Genomic DNA, 16,415 nt, shown 5'->3' on the forward strand with positions numbered 1-16,415 from the left:
TATGAATCACCCTCCGCAACCCTTCTCGACCGAACAGGAATCGTACCTCAAGGGCTTTTTCCAGGGCATTGCACAACGCCCGGTCATCCATGCCCTTGCAACGAACACTGCACTCGACGACGCACCCCCTGAAACCGGTGCAGAATCCCTTTATGGCACTCCCATCGACGAACTCTGCCGGGAGGAACGCATCAAACTGGAAACCAATGGGTTGGATGTCTGGGATCAGATGGTGAAAAACGGGGATCTGAATCAATTCCCCAAGGACGGTGATGTGTTCCGCTACAAGTTCTACGGAATGTTTTACGTCGCCCCGGCACAGGATTCTTTGATGCTGCGCTGTCGCATTCCCGGTGGACAACTTTTCAATCACCAACTGCGAGGTCTGGCGGATATCGCCGAAAAGCACGGCAATGGATTCCTCGATATCACCACACGCGCGAATTTTCAGATTAGGGAAATTGCGCCCGCATCCGCGATTCCGACGCTCACCCAGTTGACCGACATTGGCCTCACTTCAAAGGGATCGGGAGCGGACAATGTGCGCAACGTCACGGCCAGTCCGACCGCCGGATTTGACGTTCAGGAAATCCTCGACGTGATGCCCTTCGCCCGCGAAATGCATCACCGCATCCTGAACAACCGCGACCTCTACGGGTTGCCCCGAAAATTCAACATTGCCTATGACGGCGGCGGCCAAATCTCCGCCTGTGCGGACACCAATGACATCGGATTTTATGCCGTGAGAGTCGGTGAGGGGCATTCGGTGGATCCCGGTGTGTATTTTCGCGTTCAGCTCTGCGGAATTACCGGGCACCGACAATTCGCAAAAGACTGCGGTATCCTGATCCGCCCAGAACAGCATGCCGATCTCGCCTGTGCGATGCTTCGCACCTTTCTGCAGCATGGCAACCGCACCAACCGCAATCGGGCCCGACTGAAATACCTCATTGATGACTGGGGCGTTGAGCGATTTCTGGAAGAAACCGAACACCATCTGGATTTCTCCTTGATGCGTTTTCCACAAGCAAACTGCGAAGCACGCGGCGCCACCCTGCAGCAAGGTCATCTTGGCATCCATGCACAGAAGCATCCCGACTATTCCTATGTGGGGGTTCGCGTTCCCGTGGGACGGCTCAGCCACGAACAGTTGCGTACGATTGCGAACCTGAGTCAGCACTACGCTCGCGGGGAAATCCGCCTAACCGTGTGGCAAAATTTCCTGATTCCCCATGTGCACAAGAGCCAGATTGCGGAGCTGAAACTGGCGCTCAGCAATGCAGGCTTTGCATTTGAGGCAAATCCCTTTGCGGCGGGACTGGTTGCCTGCACCGGAAATACGGGATGCAAATACGCTGCGGCCAATACCAAATCCCATGCGGTCAAGCTCGCAGATGAACTGGCCAAGCGCGTTCAGCTCGATCATGCGATCAACATTCACCTCACGGGTTGTACTCATTCTTGTGCGCAGCACTACATCGGCGATATCGGAATGATAGCCACTCCTTGCACGCTGGATGGAGAATCGGTCGAGGGATATTCCATCGCATTCGGAGGTGGGGTTGAAGAACGCCAGGGCATTGCCATCGAGATGTTCAAGTCCATTCCCTTTCAACACATCCCGGATCTGCTCGAAGCCTGCCTGACCACTTTTCTCGACCACCGCGAAGCAGGCGAAACATTCAATGCATTCATTCGCCGACACTCTCACGAGGCGCTCAACCAACTGTTTTTACCACATGCAAGCACATCCTGATTCCACGCAAACACATCCATTCATTCCCGACAATGCTCCGTTCAGCGCCGAACAGCGCGCCTGGTTGAACGGGTTTCTTGCGGGTATTTATTCCAACTCAGCTGCCGAACCCAAGGCTCCGGCAACACCCGTCACTTTGCTGTGGGGATCGCAAACCGGAAACTGCGAAACACTCGCACGCAAAACGGGTAAACGCCTGAAGAAAGCGGGATTTGATGTAAAGGTCATCGACATGAGCAGCTACGATGTCGCTAAACTGGCAAACGAACAGCTGCTGCTCATCCTCACCAGCACCTATGGTGACGGTGAAGCACCCGACAATGCTCAGGCGTTTCAGGAATATCTGCACAGCGATCAGGCCCACGAGCTGTCCAAGGTGAACTTTGCCGTGCTCGCGCTCGGAGACTCCAGCTACCCACACTTTTGCAAGGCGGGCATTGACATGGATCAACGCCTCAAAGTACTGGGAGCCAAACGCCTGATCGAACGCGTCGACTGTGATGCGGACTATGAAGCCTCATTTGACGCCTGGCTTCATTCCATCGAGCAGGCCCTGCAGCCTTTTCAGTCGAGCACGCGGGAGGTTGAAGCAGCCGACGCCGATGATGATGAAACAGAAGAGCCCCTTTATCATCGGAAAAACCCCTTCCCGTCAACGGTAGTGGAGTCCCGCTTGCTCAATGGGGAGGGGTCGTCAAAGGAAGTACGCCACGTCTGCCTGGATTTGGCAGATTCCGGACTGAAATATGAAGCGGGTGACGCCATCGGCATCTTTCCCCAAAACTGCCCGGAACTGGTGGATCAATTGCTGGAAAAGCTGGAATTGTCCGCTGGGGAAAGTGTAACGCATGCAGGGCAATCGCGAAGCCTGCACGATGTGCTGTTGAACGACTGTGAGATCAGCCAGCTCAGCCGCCCTACCCTCGCTGCTTGCCATGCACATTCCCCCTCGGCCAAACTTGCCGAGCTGCTGGAGGATTCCAACAGCGAGCAACTCAAGCACTACATCGCACAGCACCACTTCATCGATTTGATTGATGAAATTGCGTTGAAAGTGACGAGTGGAGCGGACTTGTTGAAGATTCTTCCAAGCCTGCAGCCGCGCCTGTATTCGATTTCGTCAAGTCCCCGACATGAAGCAGGCAAGGTGACGATCACAGTCGGAGCCGTTCGCTACACCTTAAACGGCACAGCACGAAAGGGGGTGGCATCCACCTTTCTCGCAGATCGTGTATCACCCGGGGAAAGCGTGCCAGTCTTCTTCCACCCCAATCGCAACTTTCGCCTACCGGAAGACGATAAAACTCCGGTCATCATGGTCGGACCCGGAACCGGTATCGCTCCGTTTCGTTCCTTTTTGCAGGAGCGGGAGGCCCGAGCGGCTTCCGGCCCCAACTGGCTGTTTTTTGGAGACCAGCATGCGGCAACGGACTTCCTCTATGCGGAGGAGTTGCGCCGCTGGCAGGAGCAGGGACTGCTCACCCATCTGAACACCGCCTTTTCAAGGGATCAGGCGGACAAACGCTATGTGCAGCACGAAATGCTCGAGGCCGCAGAAACCCTGTTCGAATGGCTCGAAGCGGGAGCTCACTTTTACGTCTGTGGCGATGCATCGCGCATGGCCAAAGATGTGGATGCAGCACTGGTGCAAATTGTCACCCAATGCGGGAAATTCGATAACGTCTCCGGCAAAGCCTACGTCGACCAACTCAAACGAGAGCGACGCTATCAGCGCGATGTGTATTGAGCGAATCACCTGAAGCGATCCCGCTCGTTTCGGATTTAAACAACTGCGCCCTAGCAAGCGCACCAAAGCAAAAGGCGGAGCCAACAAGCTCCGCCTTTCCAGTTCAATGAAGCACTGTGCAGACCCGTATCAGACGGGTGTCGCACAGGCATACTACTTACCCATCGTGATCAAAACTTCACAACTCTCACCTGCGGACACGAGCGGGATGCGGTTCCCCTCGATGCGTCGTCCGTCAATCTCCAGGAAGCGAACACCCTTGTTCACTCCATCCGGATTCACAAACTTGAGTTCATACGTTGCACCGCGCAGTTTGCGGGTAACGGAAAATTCCTTCCAGTCCGATGGGATACTCGGGTCAACCACGAGGCAGTCGTAGTCGGGCTTGATTCCCGCAAACCCCTGACTGATGGTGAGAAAGGTCCAGGCGGCAGTACCGGTGAGCCAGGCATTTTTGGCTTCACCTGGTGTCGCTGCATCCTTGCCAGCAATCATCTGCGAATACACATAGGGTTCGCCCCGATACACATCGAGCTTGTCCTCCTTGGCCGCCGGGCACATGGACAAATAATACTCAAAGGCCCGGTCACTCATGCCCAATTGCATGAGGGCGAGCTGGATCCAGGGATTGTTGTGGCAAAATATCCCTGCATTTTCCTTGTAGCCCTGCGGGTAGCTCGAAATCTCTCCCAGCTCGATTCGATAGTCAGGATACGAGGGCTGTTGCAGCACACAACCATTGGGTGTGAACAAATGCTCGTGCACGGATTCCAGCGTTTTTTCCGCACGACCGTTGGTGGCACCCGCACCTCCCATGATGAGCCATCCCTGACTCTCGATGAAAATCTTGCCCGCGTCACAAGTGTGACTGCCAATGGGGTTACCATGCGCATCATAAGCGCGCAGATACCAGGCACCGTCCCAACCGTGAGTCTCAACGGCATCAAGCATCTTGTCGTAGTTGCGCTGCACATCGGCCGCCTGTGCCGGTGAATCCAACACTTCATACAACGCCTTGAGTTCCTTCGCAGCCACGAGGAAAAGCCCTGCAATCATCAGTGATTCTGCCACGTTGGAATCGCCGCTGTGGCTGGCCGTCTGGAAGGAATCCGACGGGTCCATCGAAAAACAGTTCAGATTGAGGCAGTCATTCCAGTCCGCATGACCAATGAGCGGCAGCTGATGCGGTCCAAGATTTTCCATGGTGTAACGCAGACTCAGCTCGAGATGGTCCATGAGTGTGGCGTGCTTTTCCTCCACATCAGCATACCCGATCTGCTCCCTCAGGATGGCAAAGTCACCTGTTTCCTTGATATAAGCACAGGTCGAGAGAATGAGCCAGAGGTGGTCGTCCATGAAACCACCACCGATCTCGTCATTCCCTTTTTTGGTCAGTGGCTGATACTGATGAAAGCACAGTCCCGAACTCTTCTGTGTCGCCGCGATATCGAGTACGCGTTGCCGGGCTTTTTCAGGCACCATGTGGACGAATCCAAGCAAGTCCTGATTGCTGTCGCGGTAACCCATTCCCCGTCCGATGCCTGACTCAAACATGCTCGCCGAACGGCTCAGGTTGAAGGTTGCCATGCATTGAACCTGATTCCAGGTATTGCCCATGCGGTTGATGATGGCACTGGGAGATTCGATCTGGAAACTGGAAAGGGTCTCCTCCCAACTCTCGGCGAGCTTGGCAAACGCCGCGTCCACCGCATCGATGGTGGCATACTTTTGGAGCAACGCCTCCGCCTTTTCGCGATTGATCAGGCCATCGGGACGGAACTTGCGCTCCTGTTCGTTTTCGATGTAGCCCATTACAAACGAGAACTCCTGCACCTCACCGGGAGCGAGGTCCAACTCCAAGCAGTGGGAACCGATCGGATTCCACCCATGAGCGATGCTGTTGCGGCTCTTGCCCTCAAGCACGGCTGCGGGTTCATGCAAACCATTGTGCAGGCCCACAAATGCGTCACGGCAGGTATCAAATCCCTGCACGTCGCGCGAACAGCCAAACACGACGTAGTGATTGCGGCGTTCCCGGTACTCGGTCTTGTGATAAATTGCACTGCCATGCACTTCCACCTCTCCAATCGAGTAGGTGCGCTGGAAGTTGGTCATGTCGTTGAGTGCGTTGTAGAAACAGAACTCCACAAAGGAAAAAAGCTGCACTTTCTTATGAGTGGCTCCCTCGTTGCTGACACTGACCTTCCAGATTTCAGCATTTTCCCCTTTGGGGACAAAATAGGTGACCTCACATCGCACATCCTTTTTGGACGAACGGAACTTGCTGTACCCCAAGCCATGTCTGCACTCGTACTCATCGAGTGCTGTCTTGGTCGGTTTCCACCCAGGATTCCACACCGTATCGCCGTCCTTGAGGTAGAGGTAGCGTCCGTTCATGTCGAAAGGAATCTGGTTGTAGCGGTACCGCGTCAAACGCCGGAGTCGTGCATCCTTGAAGAAGCTGTATCCGCCTGCGGTATTGGTCACCAGACCAAAATACTCATCCTGTCCGATGTAATTCAACCAGGGCAACGGCGTATCCGGGCGACGCACTACATACTCACGACGGGGATCATCAAAATATCCGTAACTCATTTTATATCCGTATCTTACGCTTGTTCAGGTGGGGCAACCGGAAGGCACCATGATCCCATGAACATGCATCACCACTCCGATTTTCCCAAACGCTACCAAATTCTGGCAAAAACGGAAAAGGATTAAGGCTCTTACATAAGAATGTATTATTGCTATACGGATTTCGAATCCTAGTGTATACGAAGCACCATCATTAACCCCTGAGTTCCTCTTCATGAAATCGAAACGCCCCACGATGAAGGATATTGCGGCAAAAGCCGGTGTTCATCAAACCACCGTGTCTCTGGCGCTGCGAAATCATCCCAGCATCCCGGAAAAAACCCGCAACCGCATCAAAAAATTTGCCGACGAAATGGGATATCGTCCCGATCCGATGCTGTCATCCCTCATCGCCTATCGCAAGAGTCGCTCAGAACGGGTACAGACTCCTACCATCGGCTACATCATGAATGTGGACGGAGAGGAAGGACTCAAGGCATCCTCCGCACGTCAACTGTTTCTCAAGGGAGCCAAGCAGCGCTCTCATGAACTCGGATACAACCTCGATGTCTTCTATTACGGCGGACGGCACTATCATTCCAAGTATCTCGACAAGGTACTGATCACGCGAAACATCACGGGCATCATTCTCGCCGGATTCTACACGCACTTTACTGATATCGAGCTGAGCTGGGACTTTTACAGTCTGGTCAAAATTGAGATGCTGCCCAACCATGTGCGCTGTCATACCATCGAAAACAATCAATACCAAGTCGTTCGACGGGCCTTTCAGGAGCTGCGAAAACTCGGGTTTCGCCGCATTGGCCTGTGCATTGCAGACCATGACGAAAAACACACCCGCAATCTTTTCTCGGCGGGATACTTGGTGGAACAGAATATGATCCCCGAGGAGGACCGGGTGCCCCTGCTGGTTTTTGAGGGCAATGAATTTTATGAGGAATTCAGCGAAAGCCGCTCCCGCATTCTGAACTGGGTGGTTGAGAATCGGCTCGACGCCTGCATTTCCAATTGGCGCATCCTCAATCCTGTCGTTGAGGAAGCGCGAAACCGCATGGGGAAACAGGTGTATGCGGTATCTCTCGATCTCGAAAATGATGCCCCTGGCAGCTGGGGTATCATGCAGAATCACGAAATCGTCGGCTCATCCGCAGTTGAGGTGCTTTCTGGACTCATGCAACACCACCAAAAGGGACAGGCCCAGTTTCCCCGCATCAATCTGATCAATTCCACCTGGAAGGCTCCGGACCTCGATACCATTGAGGACATTCGTGCCCACAACATCTACGCAACAGAACACCGGTAATCAAAGAAATCCGCGCCGCTTTAGCAGAGGTTCTGTTGCAGGTTCTTTACCCCGAAAGGCCTTGTACAGTTCCATCGGATCACCCGATCCCCCTTTCGAAAGCACGTGTTCCCGAAAAGAAGCCGCAGTCGCGCGGTCAAACAAACCCTTTTCCCGAAAGGCCTCAAATGCATCCGCATCCAAAAGCTCGGACCAGAGGTAGCTGTAATATCCCGCAGCATATCCACCGGAAAAAATGTGCTGAAAGTAACTGGAATGATAACGGGGTGCGATCTGCGGCATCAGTCCATATTTTCCCGTGAGAATCTCGTTCTCAAACGCTTGCACGGATCCGCTAAAGGGCACTTCCATGCGATGGTATTCCATGTCGAGCAGAGTAGCTGCCAGGTATTCAGTGGTGAAAAAACCCTGGTTAAACGTTTCGACCGTGCGAATCTTATCGATAAGCACATCAGGGATCACTTCACCTGTTTCGTAGTGCAGCGCATACTCGCGAAGCAAGGCGGGTTCAAATGCCCAGTTTTCAAGCACCTGCGATGGCAGTTCTACAAAATCACGGGTGACGGAAGTGCCCGCCTGTGCATGGTACCGCACATCACTGAGCAGACCGTGCAAGGCATGCCCAAACTCGTGAAATGCAGTGTTCACCTGATCCAGATTGAGCAGAACGGGTGCATCATCTGCGGCTGGTGGTACGTTGAGCACATTGACGATATGCGGGATCACCCGTTTCCCATCGGCATCCACCGATTGAGTGCGAAACGCACTCATCCACGCTCCGGCCCGCTTGCTGTCACGGATGAAATAATCTGTGTAAAAAATTCCGATCAAGTCACCGTTGGCCTCAATGACTTTCCACGCCTGAACGTCCTCGCGATAGGTTTGCACTTCGGGCGCCGCTTCAATCGTGACGCCGTAGAGCTTCTCCGTCAGGATGAAAATGCCGCGCAGCACGTTATCAAAGCTGAAATACGGCATCAGTTCGCTCTCGCTCAAGTCATATTTCGCAGCGCGGATTTTTTCCATGAAATACCGATAGTCCCATGCTTGCAATTCACCCTGCAAGCCCTCTTCGCTCATCAGCGTTCGCATTTCCTCGATATCCCGCTGTGCCGCCGCTAATCCCGGTTTCCAGATCTGGAGCACCAGATCCATCACGGCCTCCGGAGTTTTTGCCATCGTACGGTCCAGCTCATAGGCAGCATGATTGGGATAGCCCAGTAGCTGTGCACGTTCGAGCCGAAGATTGAGAATCTCTGCGATGATGGATTCGTTGTTGTAGGCGTTATCGCGCATACCACACTGCACATACCCCAGGTAGAGCTGCCGACGCAGATCCCGGTCATGCGCGTAGGTGGTAATAGCCTCCACATTGGAACGCGTCGGCAGGAACAACCACCGCCCGTCATAACCGCGTTCTTCAGCCTTGCGGGCTGCTGCCTGTATGATCGACTCCGGAATCCCCTCCAAGCGTGACCGGGACTCCACCAGAATCTCACAGGAGGTCGTATCCTCACGCACATTTTCGCCAAATTGAAGGGTGAGCACTGACAACTTCTTCACCACCTCCTTGTAGCGCTGCTTTGCTTCGGCTTCGAGTAATGCACCTCCACGGACAAATCCATCGTAGGTGTCTTCAAGCAGCTTCAGCTGATCGCTGTCGAGTTCGATGGCATGCCTGTTTTCGTAGACTTCACTTACCCTCTCAAACAGATCTGGACGCAAGCGAATCTCAGCATAGTGAGCTGACAACAGCGGTGTCGTCTCCAGGTCAATGCGCTGCATGATCTCGTCGCTGTCTGTACCACTGAGGTTGTTAAATACCCGCATCACGCGCGTCAGAAATGCTCCGGTCTGATCGAGTGCAACAATCGTATTCTCAAACGTCGCGCGATCCGGATTTTCAGCGATGGCATTCACTTCCGCTTTTTCCAGCTCGATCCCCTGAAGAATGGCAGGAAGGTAGTGCTCCTGCTCAATAGCCTCGAAAGGAGGAGTTCCAAAGGGCGTCTCCCAAGGCTGGAAAAACGGATTATCGGTTGCGTGAGTCGCTTGGGTCATGAGAAAGGCAATTCCGGCAATCAGCCAACAATTCAAGGCTTTTTTCATATGAATTTCGTCCGATTTTCAGGTATTTCGTCTGAATCGCAATTTCATAATCCATAAACCGCAAATTCAATCCCTGAATGATCAAGTTCAGTATTTTCGGCTCTACCCGCATCGGTCAACACGATGAACGCATTTTCAAGCGATCAAGTGGATGCAGGAATGCGGTGGGTGAATCCATGACAAATGGCCACACCAGCAGCATCGGTCTCATCGGCACTGCTCCAGTCACTCACTCCGAGAAAACGCGTCACCATATCCGCAACCTGTTCTTTACTGGCTCGACCACTGCCTACAATCGCCTGCTTCACCCGAAGCGGAGCATACTCAAATACTTCATAACCACGCCGCGCCAAAACACCAAGTGCCGCACCTTTGGCACTGCCCAGGATCAGTGCTGTTCGGTAATTTTGCACATAGATCGGCTGCTCGACGGCCACATGATGCACCTGAAAGTGCTGTGCAACCCATTCGCAGCGCTCAGAGATCGCAGCAAGGCAGTGGATGGAGCTTTGTTTCGCGGGGATTCGAATGGTCTCGCGATGATGCAGCTGCATGCGATCTCCTTCTGCAAACTCGACTACGGCCAGTCCCGTCGCACGCAGGCTGGGATCGATGCCCATGACGATTCCGCGATACTTGCATAGCTTGATCGCGGATGGATGCGCAGATGTTGCCAGTTTCCCGTTTGCACGTCCTTCTACGTAGGCTTTCCAGAGTTGACGACTGCTTCTTCCCATCGAATATGGAGTCCACTAGAGCAGAACCCGGAACATCATTCAAGCCTTCTGCCATTCCTGCCCGATAGCCATTACGACCCAGTCATGCACCATCGATCTCCGAAAAATTTCATCCCGGAACCTTTCCCCTATCATCATGAACTTGAGTTGCATATCAGCTCAATGACCAATCTGGGAATGGGAATCGGCAAGTGGAACGATTGGGTCGTCATGGTTCCGTTTGTCATTCCAGGGGAGCGGGTAAGGGCGCGCATCTTTCGGAATCACAAGAACTACTCCGAAGCGGATTTGCTCGAGGTCATCGATCCCTCGCCCGACCGGACTCAGCCCGGTTGCTCCTACTTCGGCAGCTGTGGTGGTTGCCAGTATCAGCACCTCACTTATCCCGCCCAGCTCGAGATCAAGCGACAACACGTTGCAGAAACACTCACAAAAATCGCCGGGATCGATACTGCGATCGCCCTGCCCATTCACTCCGAACACGCCTTTCACTACCGCTCAAAAATCACACCCCACCACAACAAACCGCGGCAGGGAGAGTTGGGAGCCATGGGTTTTCTCAAAGTCGGTCAGCGCAATCAGATCGTTGACATCGAACGCTGTGTAATCGCAACCGAAGCCATCAATGCGGAATTGACCGTGCAGCGCAGTGAACGCCAGGCACTTGCCCGGAAAGGTCGCATGAAAAAGGGCGCGACCCTGCTCCTGCGTGATGTCATGGAAGGCGTGATCACGGACCCCAAAAAAGTGGTCACCGAACGCGTTGGTCCACGCATCTTCCAATTCAAGGCAGGAGATTTTTTCCAGAACAACCCGTTTGTACTGCCCAAAATGGTGGACTATGTGATCGATCAGGCCAAACAAACGGGGCAACCCTACTTGATCGATGCATACTGTGGATCGGGATTGTTTTCCATCTGCGCGTCCCACGCATTTGAACGCTGCATCGGCATTGAAATCAGCGAATCTGCCATTCAGTGGGCCCGCGCGAACGCTGCACTCAATCAACTCAAAAACTGCCGCTTTCAGGTCGGGGATGCCAAGGACATTTTTGAATCCGTCGATTTACCTCCTGCTCAGTGTGTGCTGCTGATCGATCCTCCTCGCAAGGGTTGTGATGCAGACTTTCTGGATCAAGTCTCCCGCTTCAAACCCGGACGCATGGTCTACGTATCCTGCGATCCGGCTACCCAGGCACGCGACTTGAAGCGATTACTGGAAATGGGATACCAGGTGGAGCAAGTGCAACCCGTGGACCTGTTTCCCCAGACCCGCCACATCGAAAACATTGTCACGCTCAGCCTGGGTTGATGCTCAGCCACGAACACATAAAACTCAGTTACGGAGTTTCGCGCTCCAGGCGTGAGTAGGCACCATCCGGCACACCGCCCTCCAGTGGAGTCTCCCAGCTCCGCTTTGTTGCGGCAAGAAACACATCTTCCAGATCACTTTCGCGGCGAAAACACTCGCGAATGAAAACACTGTCACACGAGGCAATGCGACGAATCAGCTCTCCGCCAAAATCATCATTCACCCGAGAGTCAACAATGACTTCATGATACCCATCTTCGTTGACCGGATGAGTGCGAATGCGTTCCAGCTCCGGACTGATCTCGGCCAGCATGATATCGAGTTGCTTCAAATCCCCTCTTGCCTGCAAGTGATAGCGCACCCCGAGGTCATATCGCCGCCGCATCTGAGCCAAGGTCCCCGAGGCCACAATGCGTCCCCGATTGATGATCATGGATCGGTCACACACGGCATCAATTTCATGCAGGATGTGGCTCGACAGGATCACCGTCATGTTTCCACGCATGCGGTCGATCAACTTCCGCACGGCCCGAATCTGGTGGGGATCCAGTCCGATCGTGGGTTCATCCATGATGACAACTTCAGGTTGAGACAGCAGGGTATCGGCGATGCCGACACGTTGGCGAAACCCCTTCGATAGTTTGCCGATGAGGCGTTTGGCTGCCTTGTTCCGCAGGTCACACACTTCCATGATCTCGTTGACCCGCCGCTTGATCTGTCGATGTGGCACATCCTTGAGCTGCGCGCGAAAGCGCAGGTATTCCTGCACCTTCATCATTTCTGGCAGCGGATTGTTCTCCGGCATGTAGCCAATGCGGCTCTTGAGTTTATCCTGATGCCGTGTCGCCGACAATCCCGCCACAAAAACCGACCCCGACGTCGCGGGAATCAATCCGCTCATGATGCGCATCAATGTGCTTTTTCCCGCCCCGTTCGGACCCAACAGTCCCACCACCTCGCCTCTGCGAATCAGGAACGAAACCTCCGACAGCGCGGCAATGGAACCATAATGTTTACTGAGCTTGATCGCCTCTATGCTGGGAACGTCCACGGTCTGAATAGCTTCCAATGCAAGACAACTTCACTGACGCAGTGAATCCAGCCAACCTTCCCAGTTTCACCCGAGATCGTCAAAAGAAATTTACAGGCAAGCATGCGTCATCGATTCAAAAGACCGGGCAATACGTGCAATAATGATCGGATTTAGTGACGACCCGCGCATGCGTCATTCGTGTCTGCTGCAAACAGACTTTGCCAAACCTGTTCCTGTTCCCGGATCAGGGCATCGACCTTCGCAGTTGCTTCGGCTGGTGGGTCTTTACGCCAACCCCGCCGCATGCAAACACACTGCCGGTAGATGCGGTCCTTCCAAAACTGACCGCGATGGGCTGGGTCGTTTGCATACTCAAGTGCCCAGGTACGCGCTCCCTGCTGCAGCAAAAATTCTCTCCAACGCTGAAACACAATGCGTGTATTGCGTTCATGATGGTCATTTCGCCCCGGTGAGGCACTGACATGATGCCAAATACAGCTGCGGTTCGCGACAAAGATGCGATAGCCCGCGTGGCGCACCTTGAAGTTGAGGTCCATGTCTTCCCCCCCATTTCGAAATTCTGTGTCGAATTCCCCAACCTCACGAAAGACACTTGCCGGAATCAAAAAACACGCACCCGTGGTTGCGATTTGCTCGGAATACGCCTTGCGCGGATACGCCGTTGCGGGATCCACCTGCAGGTGGTCAGGTTTGCCGCGCGAGTTGATGAACACACCCGCATGATCGATCTGCTTGTCGGAGCATCGTCGCTGCACGTTGCCAATCATGCCAGGACGCTGGCGGCGCAGTTTGTGATAACCAGCGATCATGGGTTCGATCCACCCCGGAGTCAGCTCGGTATCATTGTTGAGGAACAGTAGGTGTGAGCCATTGGCGAGTCCTGCCGCGCGGTTGTTGCTCGCGGCATAGCCAAGGTTGCGCTCGTTGAGAACCGCATTGCAGCGTTCATTTTGTCGACTGTAATCCGAGATGTAATCGCGGCTACCATCAGTACTGCCGTCGTCCACCAGCAACAGCTCGTAGTCGATCCCGGGGGGGAGCGTCGCCTCCAGGGTTTGCAGACACTTCCGCGTCAGGTCGATGCAATTGAATACAGAAATTATGATCGAAACTCGCATGGGTCATTCTTCAGGATGCGCTTCAGAACAGAAGGCCCTTACGGCAGGTGTTGTGTCAGTTTCGCGACAAACTCGCGCCCAAACTGACGCCATGTCTTGATGGGACGCGCGGTCGCCTGTTCGCAGAGATTTTCGTAAAGTCCTTTTTGGAAGAGCACCGACTCGATGGCTTTCCGAATTGAGCTGACTTCGGTCACTTCACAGGTGATGCATCCGCCTTCCTTTGCCAGGTCACCTACGATGCCGCGATCAGAGCAAAGGCAGGGTCGCCCCTTCCAAAGGCTCTCCAGCAGGGGAATCCCAAAACCTTCGACCAGCGAAGGAAAGCAGGTAAAGTGACAGTCCGCATATTGCTGCGCCAGGGCTTCGTCCGTAATGCGCCCCATCCAGATCAGTCGTTTGCGCTGGCGCACTTTGGATTCCACCCAACAACTCAGATCACTGCTGGCATCATACTGTCCACCGACAAGGATCAGCTCCAGTGGCAAATCGGGGTGAGCGTCCCAAATGCCTTCAAAGGCTTCAATGAGGCGCTGATGGTTTTTGCGCGGATCCAAACTGCCGACACACAATGCACGGATCGGGTGATCCAGATCCATCACGAGCCGATCCATATTGCGTTGTGTACCCGGAATCTCGCCCGCCAGTTCCACATAGTCGATCTGGGGTTGCCCTTCAGGATGCTCACGAACGAAACGCTTAAAGCGTTCGTAAGAGTCACTGGAATTCGCAATTACCAGGTCACAGTGGGTCATCGCCAACAGATAATCGAGATGATACTGACGATATTTACTGCTCACAAGATCCGGATGATCAATGGCGATTGCATCATGAAAAATCGCAACCGTGCGCAGGTGCTTGCGGCGCGCAAAATGAATGAGATCCCACATTTGTTCCCCGGTCACCCACTCGGGAATCACAAGGTAAGCACCCTTGCGAAAGCGAAAATGCGCATTGCGGCGACGCCACGCTTCGCGAATACGGCGGCGCATCACCCGGGGAACAGGCAGGTGGGAAATCCAGGTCGGGGCAACGCTCACATCGGTGCGCGGTTCCACATTCTGGGGACCAAAATATGCCGCCATGCGATGGGCCTGAGCGGAGTCGAGCGGAGTCAGGCTGCGCAGGCTCTCGTTCCAGCTGACACAGGTAGCTGCAGGGTAGTCGAGTTCCAGCGCACGACACAGACTGCGCGTCACCCGCTGAATCCCCGTATTGTCAAGCGTGTGGGATGTATGGGTGACTGCGACGTAAATATCCTTGGCCCGCACCATGCTCATGATCGATCAGGTTCCCCGGGTATCTCTGCATCCGAATCGCCCGGATGACAGAGTAAAGCCTTGGACTGCAGCTGCTTGAGCAGTTCAATGTCATCGGCAAGCAAGCGCAGCGACTGGGAGTGGGCCTCATGAAAATTTTGAAGCGTGTGCACGACGCTTCCCATCATTTCCTTCAGATCGCGCCGGACCGCCTCTCCGGTATCGTTGACCAGTTCGAGATTCCGGGCGGTCAGTTCCTGCAAATCTCGCATGACCGCAAAATCCCGCTCAATCGCACCCATGATCTTTGCATTGATGCGCCCCTGGTTGCGACGATTCCACAAAGCAGAAATGCCCTTGCGCTGCTCGGCAGCTTCCTGCTCATCCCGAGCGATTTCAAGCATCCTGGCACCTTCGGTCAGGTGGTCGTCCATGCGCTGCTGCAATTGTTGGAGTATCTTCGAAAACTCAGCATAGCGCGTGCTCAGTTCGGTAAATCGCGATTCAAACACAGCGATTCGCTCCTCAATCGAAGCGGTGTCATAAGGTTCGGGTTGGGACATGTTCATGAAATTATCAGGGCGGACTTGTCGAATTTCAGTGCTGGATCATTTCTGGCAGGACCAGGAGCGCAGCAGTTGAAGCAGGGGTGCGTATTCCCGGTCATGCCAGCGCTGAGCAAGCGATCCCCAGCGCTCGAGAAACAGATTTCGGTTCTGATCCTCATGGGTTTTGCGACCGTCGGATGGACTCACATAGTGATACACCCAGCTTCGTGTTGCAACGCCAACTTCAATGCCCTGCTCCGCAGCGCGCAGGCAGAAGTCATCATCTTCAAAACCATTGCGATATGCCGTGTCAAAACCACCCAGGCCTGTAAAAACCGAACGCTTGACCAGCCAACAGGCAGCAGTGACGGAAGGGAAGCGGCAAAAATCCAGAGGTGGATCCCATGGAAAGAGGGATTCGTGAAATTGGCCAAAGTGTCGGGGATCCCGGCCTTCGTCGAAAAATTTGCCCGCATGATCCACACGCCCGGTACAGCGGCTGCGCTGCACATTGCCGACGATGCGGTCCGCACTGCCAGCATTGACAACCGCCAACATCGCATCCAGCCATCCCCGCTGCAAGACGAGATCGTTGTTGAGCATGATGAGGAATTCTCCGCATGCCTCCTGCGCTGCTCGGTTATTCGAATGAGCAAAACCCTGGTTTTCGGCATTTTCCAGCACGCGGATGGGCGCTGGCAAGGATCGAAGGAAGGATTTACTGGTCTCGCTGCTGCCATCATCGACAATTAAGATTTCACTCTGGGAACGCAACGAACCGATGTGGGCGAACCAGCTGAGCAGGCAATCCCGGGTCAGGCGAACCTGATCCTTGACCGGAATGATGAAACTGAAACGAACCGGCATTGACATGGTAA

General features: G+C 54.1%; 12 protein-coding genes. 4 read left to right on the forward strand and 8 right to left on the reverse strand.

What is annotated here, in order from left to right; all coding sequences use genetic code 11:
* The first annotated feature begins 1 nt into the window (after nucleotide 1).
* Both ABQ298_06730 and ABQ298_06735 read left to right on the forward strand, forming a co-directional pair.
* Entirely contained in the window at nucleotides 2-1,756 is a 1,755-nt protein-coding gene (locus ABQ298_06730; GenBank protein MEQ9824062.1) for a NirA family protein, read from the forward strand.
* Nucleotides 1,740-3,503: a sulfite reductase subunit alpha gene (locus ABQ298_06735; GenBank protein MEQ9824063.1), complete on the forward strand. Its 1,764-nt coding sequence runs from the start codon at nucleotides 1,740-1,742 to the stop codon at nucleotides 3,501-3,503. The genes ABQ298_06730 and ABQ298_06735 overlap by 17 nt, the downstream gene beginning before the upstream one ends.
* Before the next feature lie 153 nt (nucleotides 3,504-3,656).
* Here the strand turns inward: ABQ298_06735 and ABQ298_06740 are convergent, their stop codons facing one another.
* A complete protein-coding gene (locus ABQ298_06740; protein ID MEQ9824064.1) occupies nucleotides 3,657-6,098 on the reverse strand; it encodes a glycosyl transferase in 2,442 nt (813 codons plus the stop codon).
* A 214-nt stretch (nucleotides 6,099-6,312) separates the two neighbouring features.
* Here ABQ298_06740 and ABQ298_06745 point away from each other — a divergent pair, with 214 nt between their 5' ends.
* The gene (locus ABQ298_06745; GenBank protein MEQ9824065.1) at nucleotides 6,313-7,401 is read left to right on the forward strand and encodes a LacI family DNA-binding transcriptional regulator; all 1,089 of its coding nucleotides are present in this window, start codon (nucleotides 6,313-6,315) and stop codon (nucleotides 7,399-7,401) included.
* On the opposite strand, the gene ABQ298_06750 is transcribed toward ABQ298_06745, so the two are convergent.
* On the reverse strand, nucleotides 7,402-9,510 hold the full coding sequence (locus tag ABQ298_06750; GenBank protein MEQ9824066.1) for a M3 family metallopeptidase: 2,109 nt from the start codon (nucleotides 9,508-9,510) through the stop codon (nucleotides 7,402-7,404).
* Nucleotides 9,511-9,653: 143 nt separating this feature from the next.
* Nucleotides 9,654-10,247, reverse strand: a complete 594-nt coding sequence (locus ABQ298_06755; GenBank protein ID MEQ9824067.1) for a crossover junction endodeoxyribonuclease RuvC — start codon at nucleotides 10,245-10,247, stop codon at nucleotides 9,654-9,656.
* An 84-nt stretch (nucleotides 10,248-10,331) separates the two neighbouring features.
* Between ABQ298_06755 and ABQ298_06760 the strand changes: the two genes are divergently transcribed.
* On the forward strand, nucleotides 10,332-11,558 hold the full coding sequence (locus ABQ298_06760) for a class I SAM-dependent RNA methyltransferase (GenBank protein MEQ9824068.1): 1,227 nt from the start codon (nucleotides 10,332-10,334) through the stop codon (nucleotides 11,556-11,558).
* 28 nt (nucleotides 11,559-11,586) lie between these two features.
* Here the strand turns inward: ABQ298_06760 and ABQ298_06765 are convergent, their stop codons facing one another.
* From ABQ298_06765 to ABQ298_06785, 5 genes are all read right to left on the reverse strand, one after another.
* The gene (locus ABQ298_06765; GenBank protein ID MEQ9824069.1) at nucleotides 11,587-12,609 is read right to left on the reverse strand and encodes an ABC transporter ATP-binding protein; all 1,023 of its coding nucleotides are present in this window, start codon (nucleotides 12,607-12,609) and stop codon (nucleotides 11,587-11,589) included.
* Between the two features lie 152 nt (nucleotides 12,610-12,761).
* The gene (locus ABQ298_06770) at nucleotides 12,762-13,730 is read right to left on the reverse strand and encodes a glycosyltransferase family 2 protein (protein MEQ9824070.1); all 969 of its coding nucleotides are present in this window, start codon (nucleotides 13,728-13,730) and stop codon (nucleotides 12,762-12,764) included.
* Nucleotides 13,731-13,768: 38 nt separating this feature from the next.
* Nucleotides 13,769-15,010, reverse strand: a complete 1,242-nt coding sequence (locus ABQ298_06775) for a glycosyltransferase (GenBank protein MEQ9824071.1) — start codon at nucleotides 15,008-15,010, stop codon at nucleotides 13,769-13,771.
* Nucleotides 15,007-15,558, reverse strand: a complete 552-nt coding sequence (locus tag ABQ298_06780) for a hypothetical protein (GenBank protein ID MEQ9824072.1) — start codon at nucleotides 15,556-15,558, stop codon at nucleotides 15,007-15,009. The genes ABQ298_06775 and ABQ298_06780 overlap by 4 nt, the downstream gene beginning before the upstream one ends.
* Nucleotides 15,559-15,597: 39 nt before the next feature.
* Complete coding sequence (locus tag ABQ298_06785; GenBank protein ID MEQ9824073.1) at nucleotides 15,598-16,410, reverse strand: glycosyltransferase family 2 protein; 813 nt, start codon at nucleotides 16,408-16,410, stop codon at nucleotides 15,598-15,600.
* Between the last annotated feature and the right edge of the window lie 5 nt (nucleotides 16,411-16,415).

The sequence above is a fragment of the Puniceicoccaceae bacterium genome, assembly GCA_040224245.1.
Taxonomy (GTDB): Bacteria; Verrucomicrobiota; Verrucomicrobiia; order Opitutales; family JAFGAQ01; genus JAKSBQ01.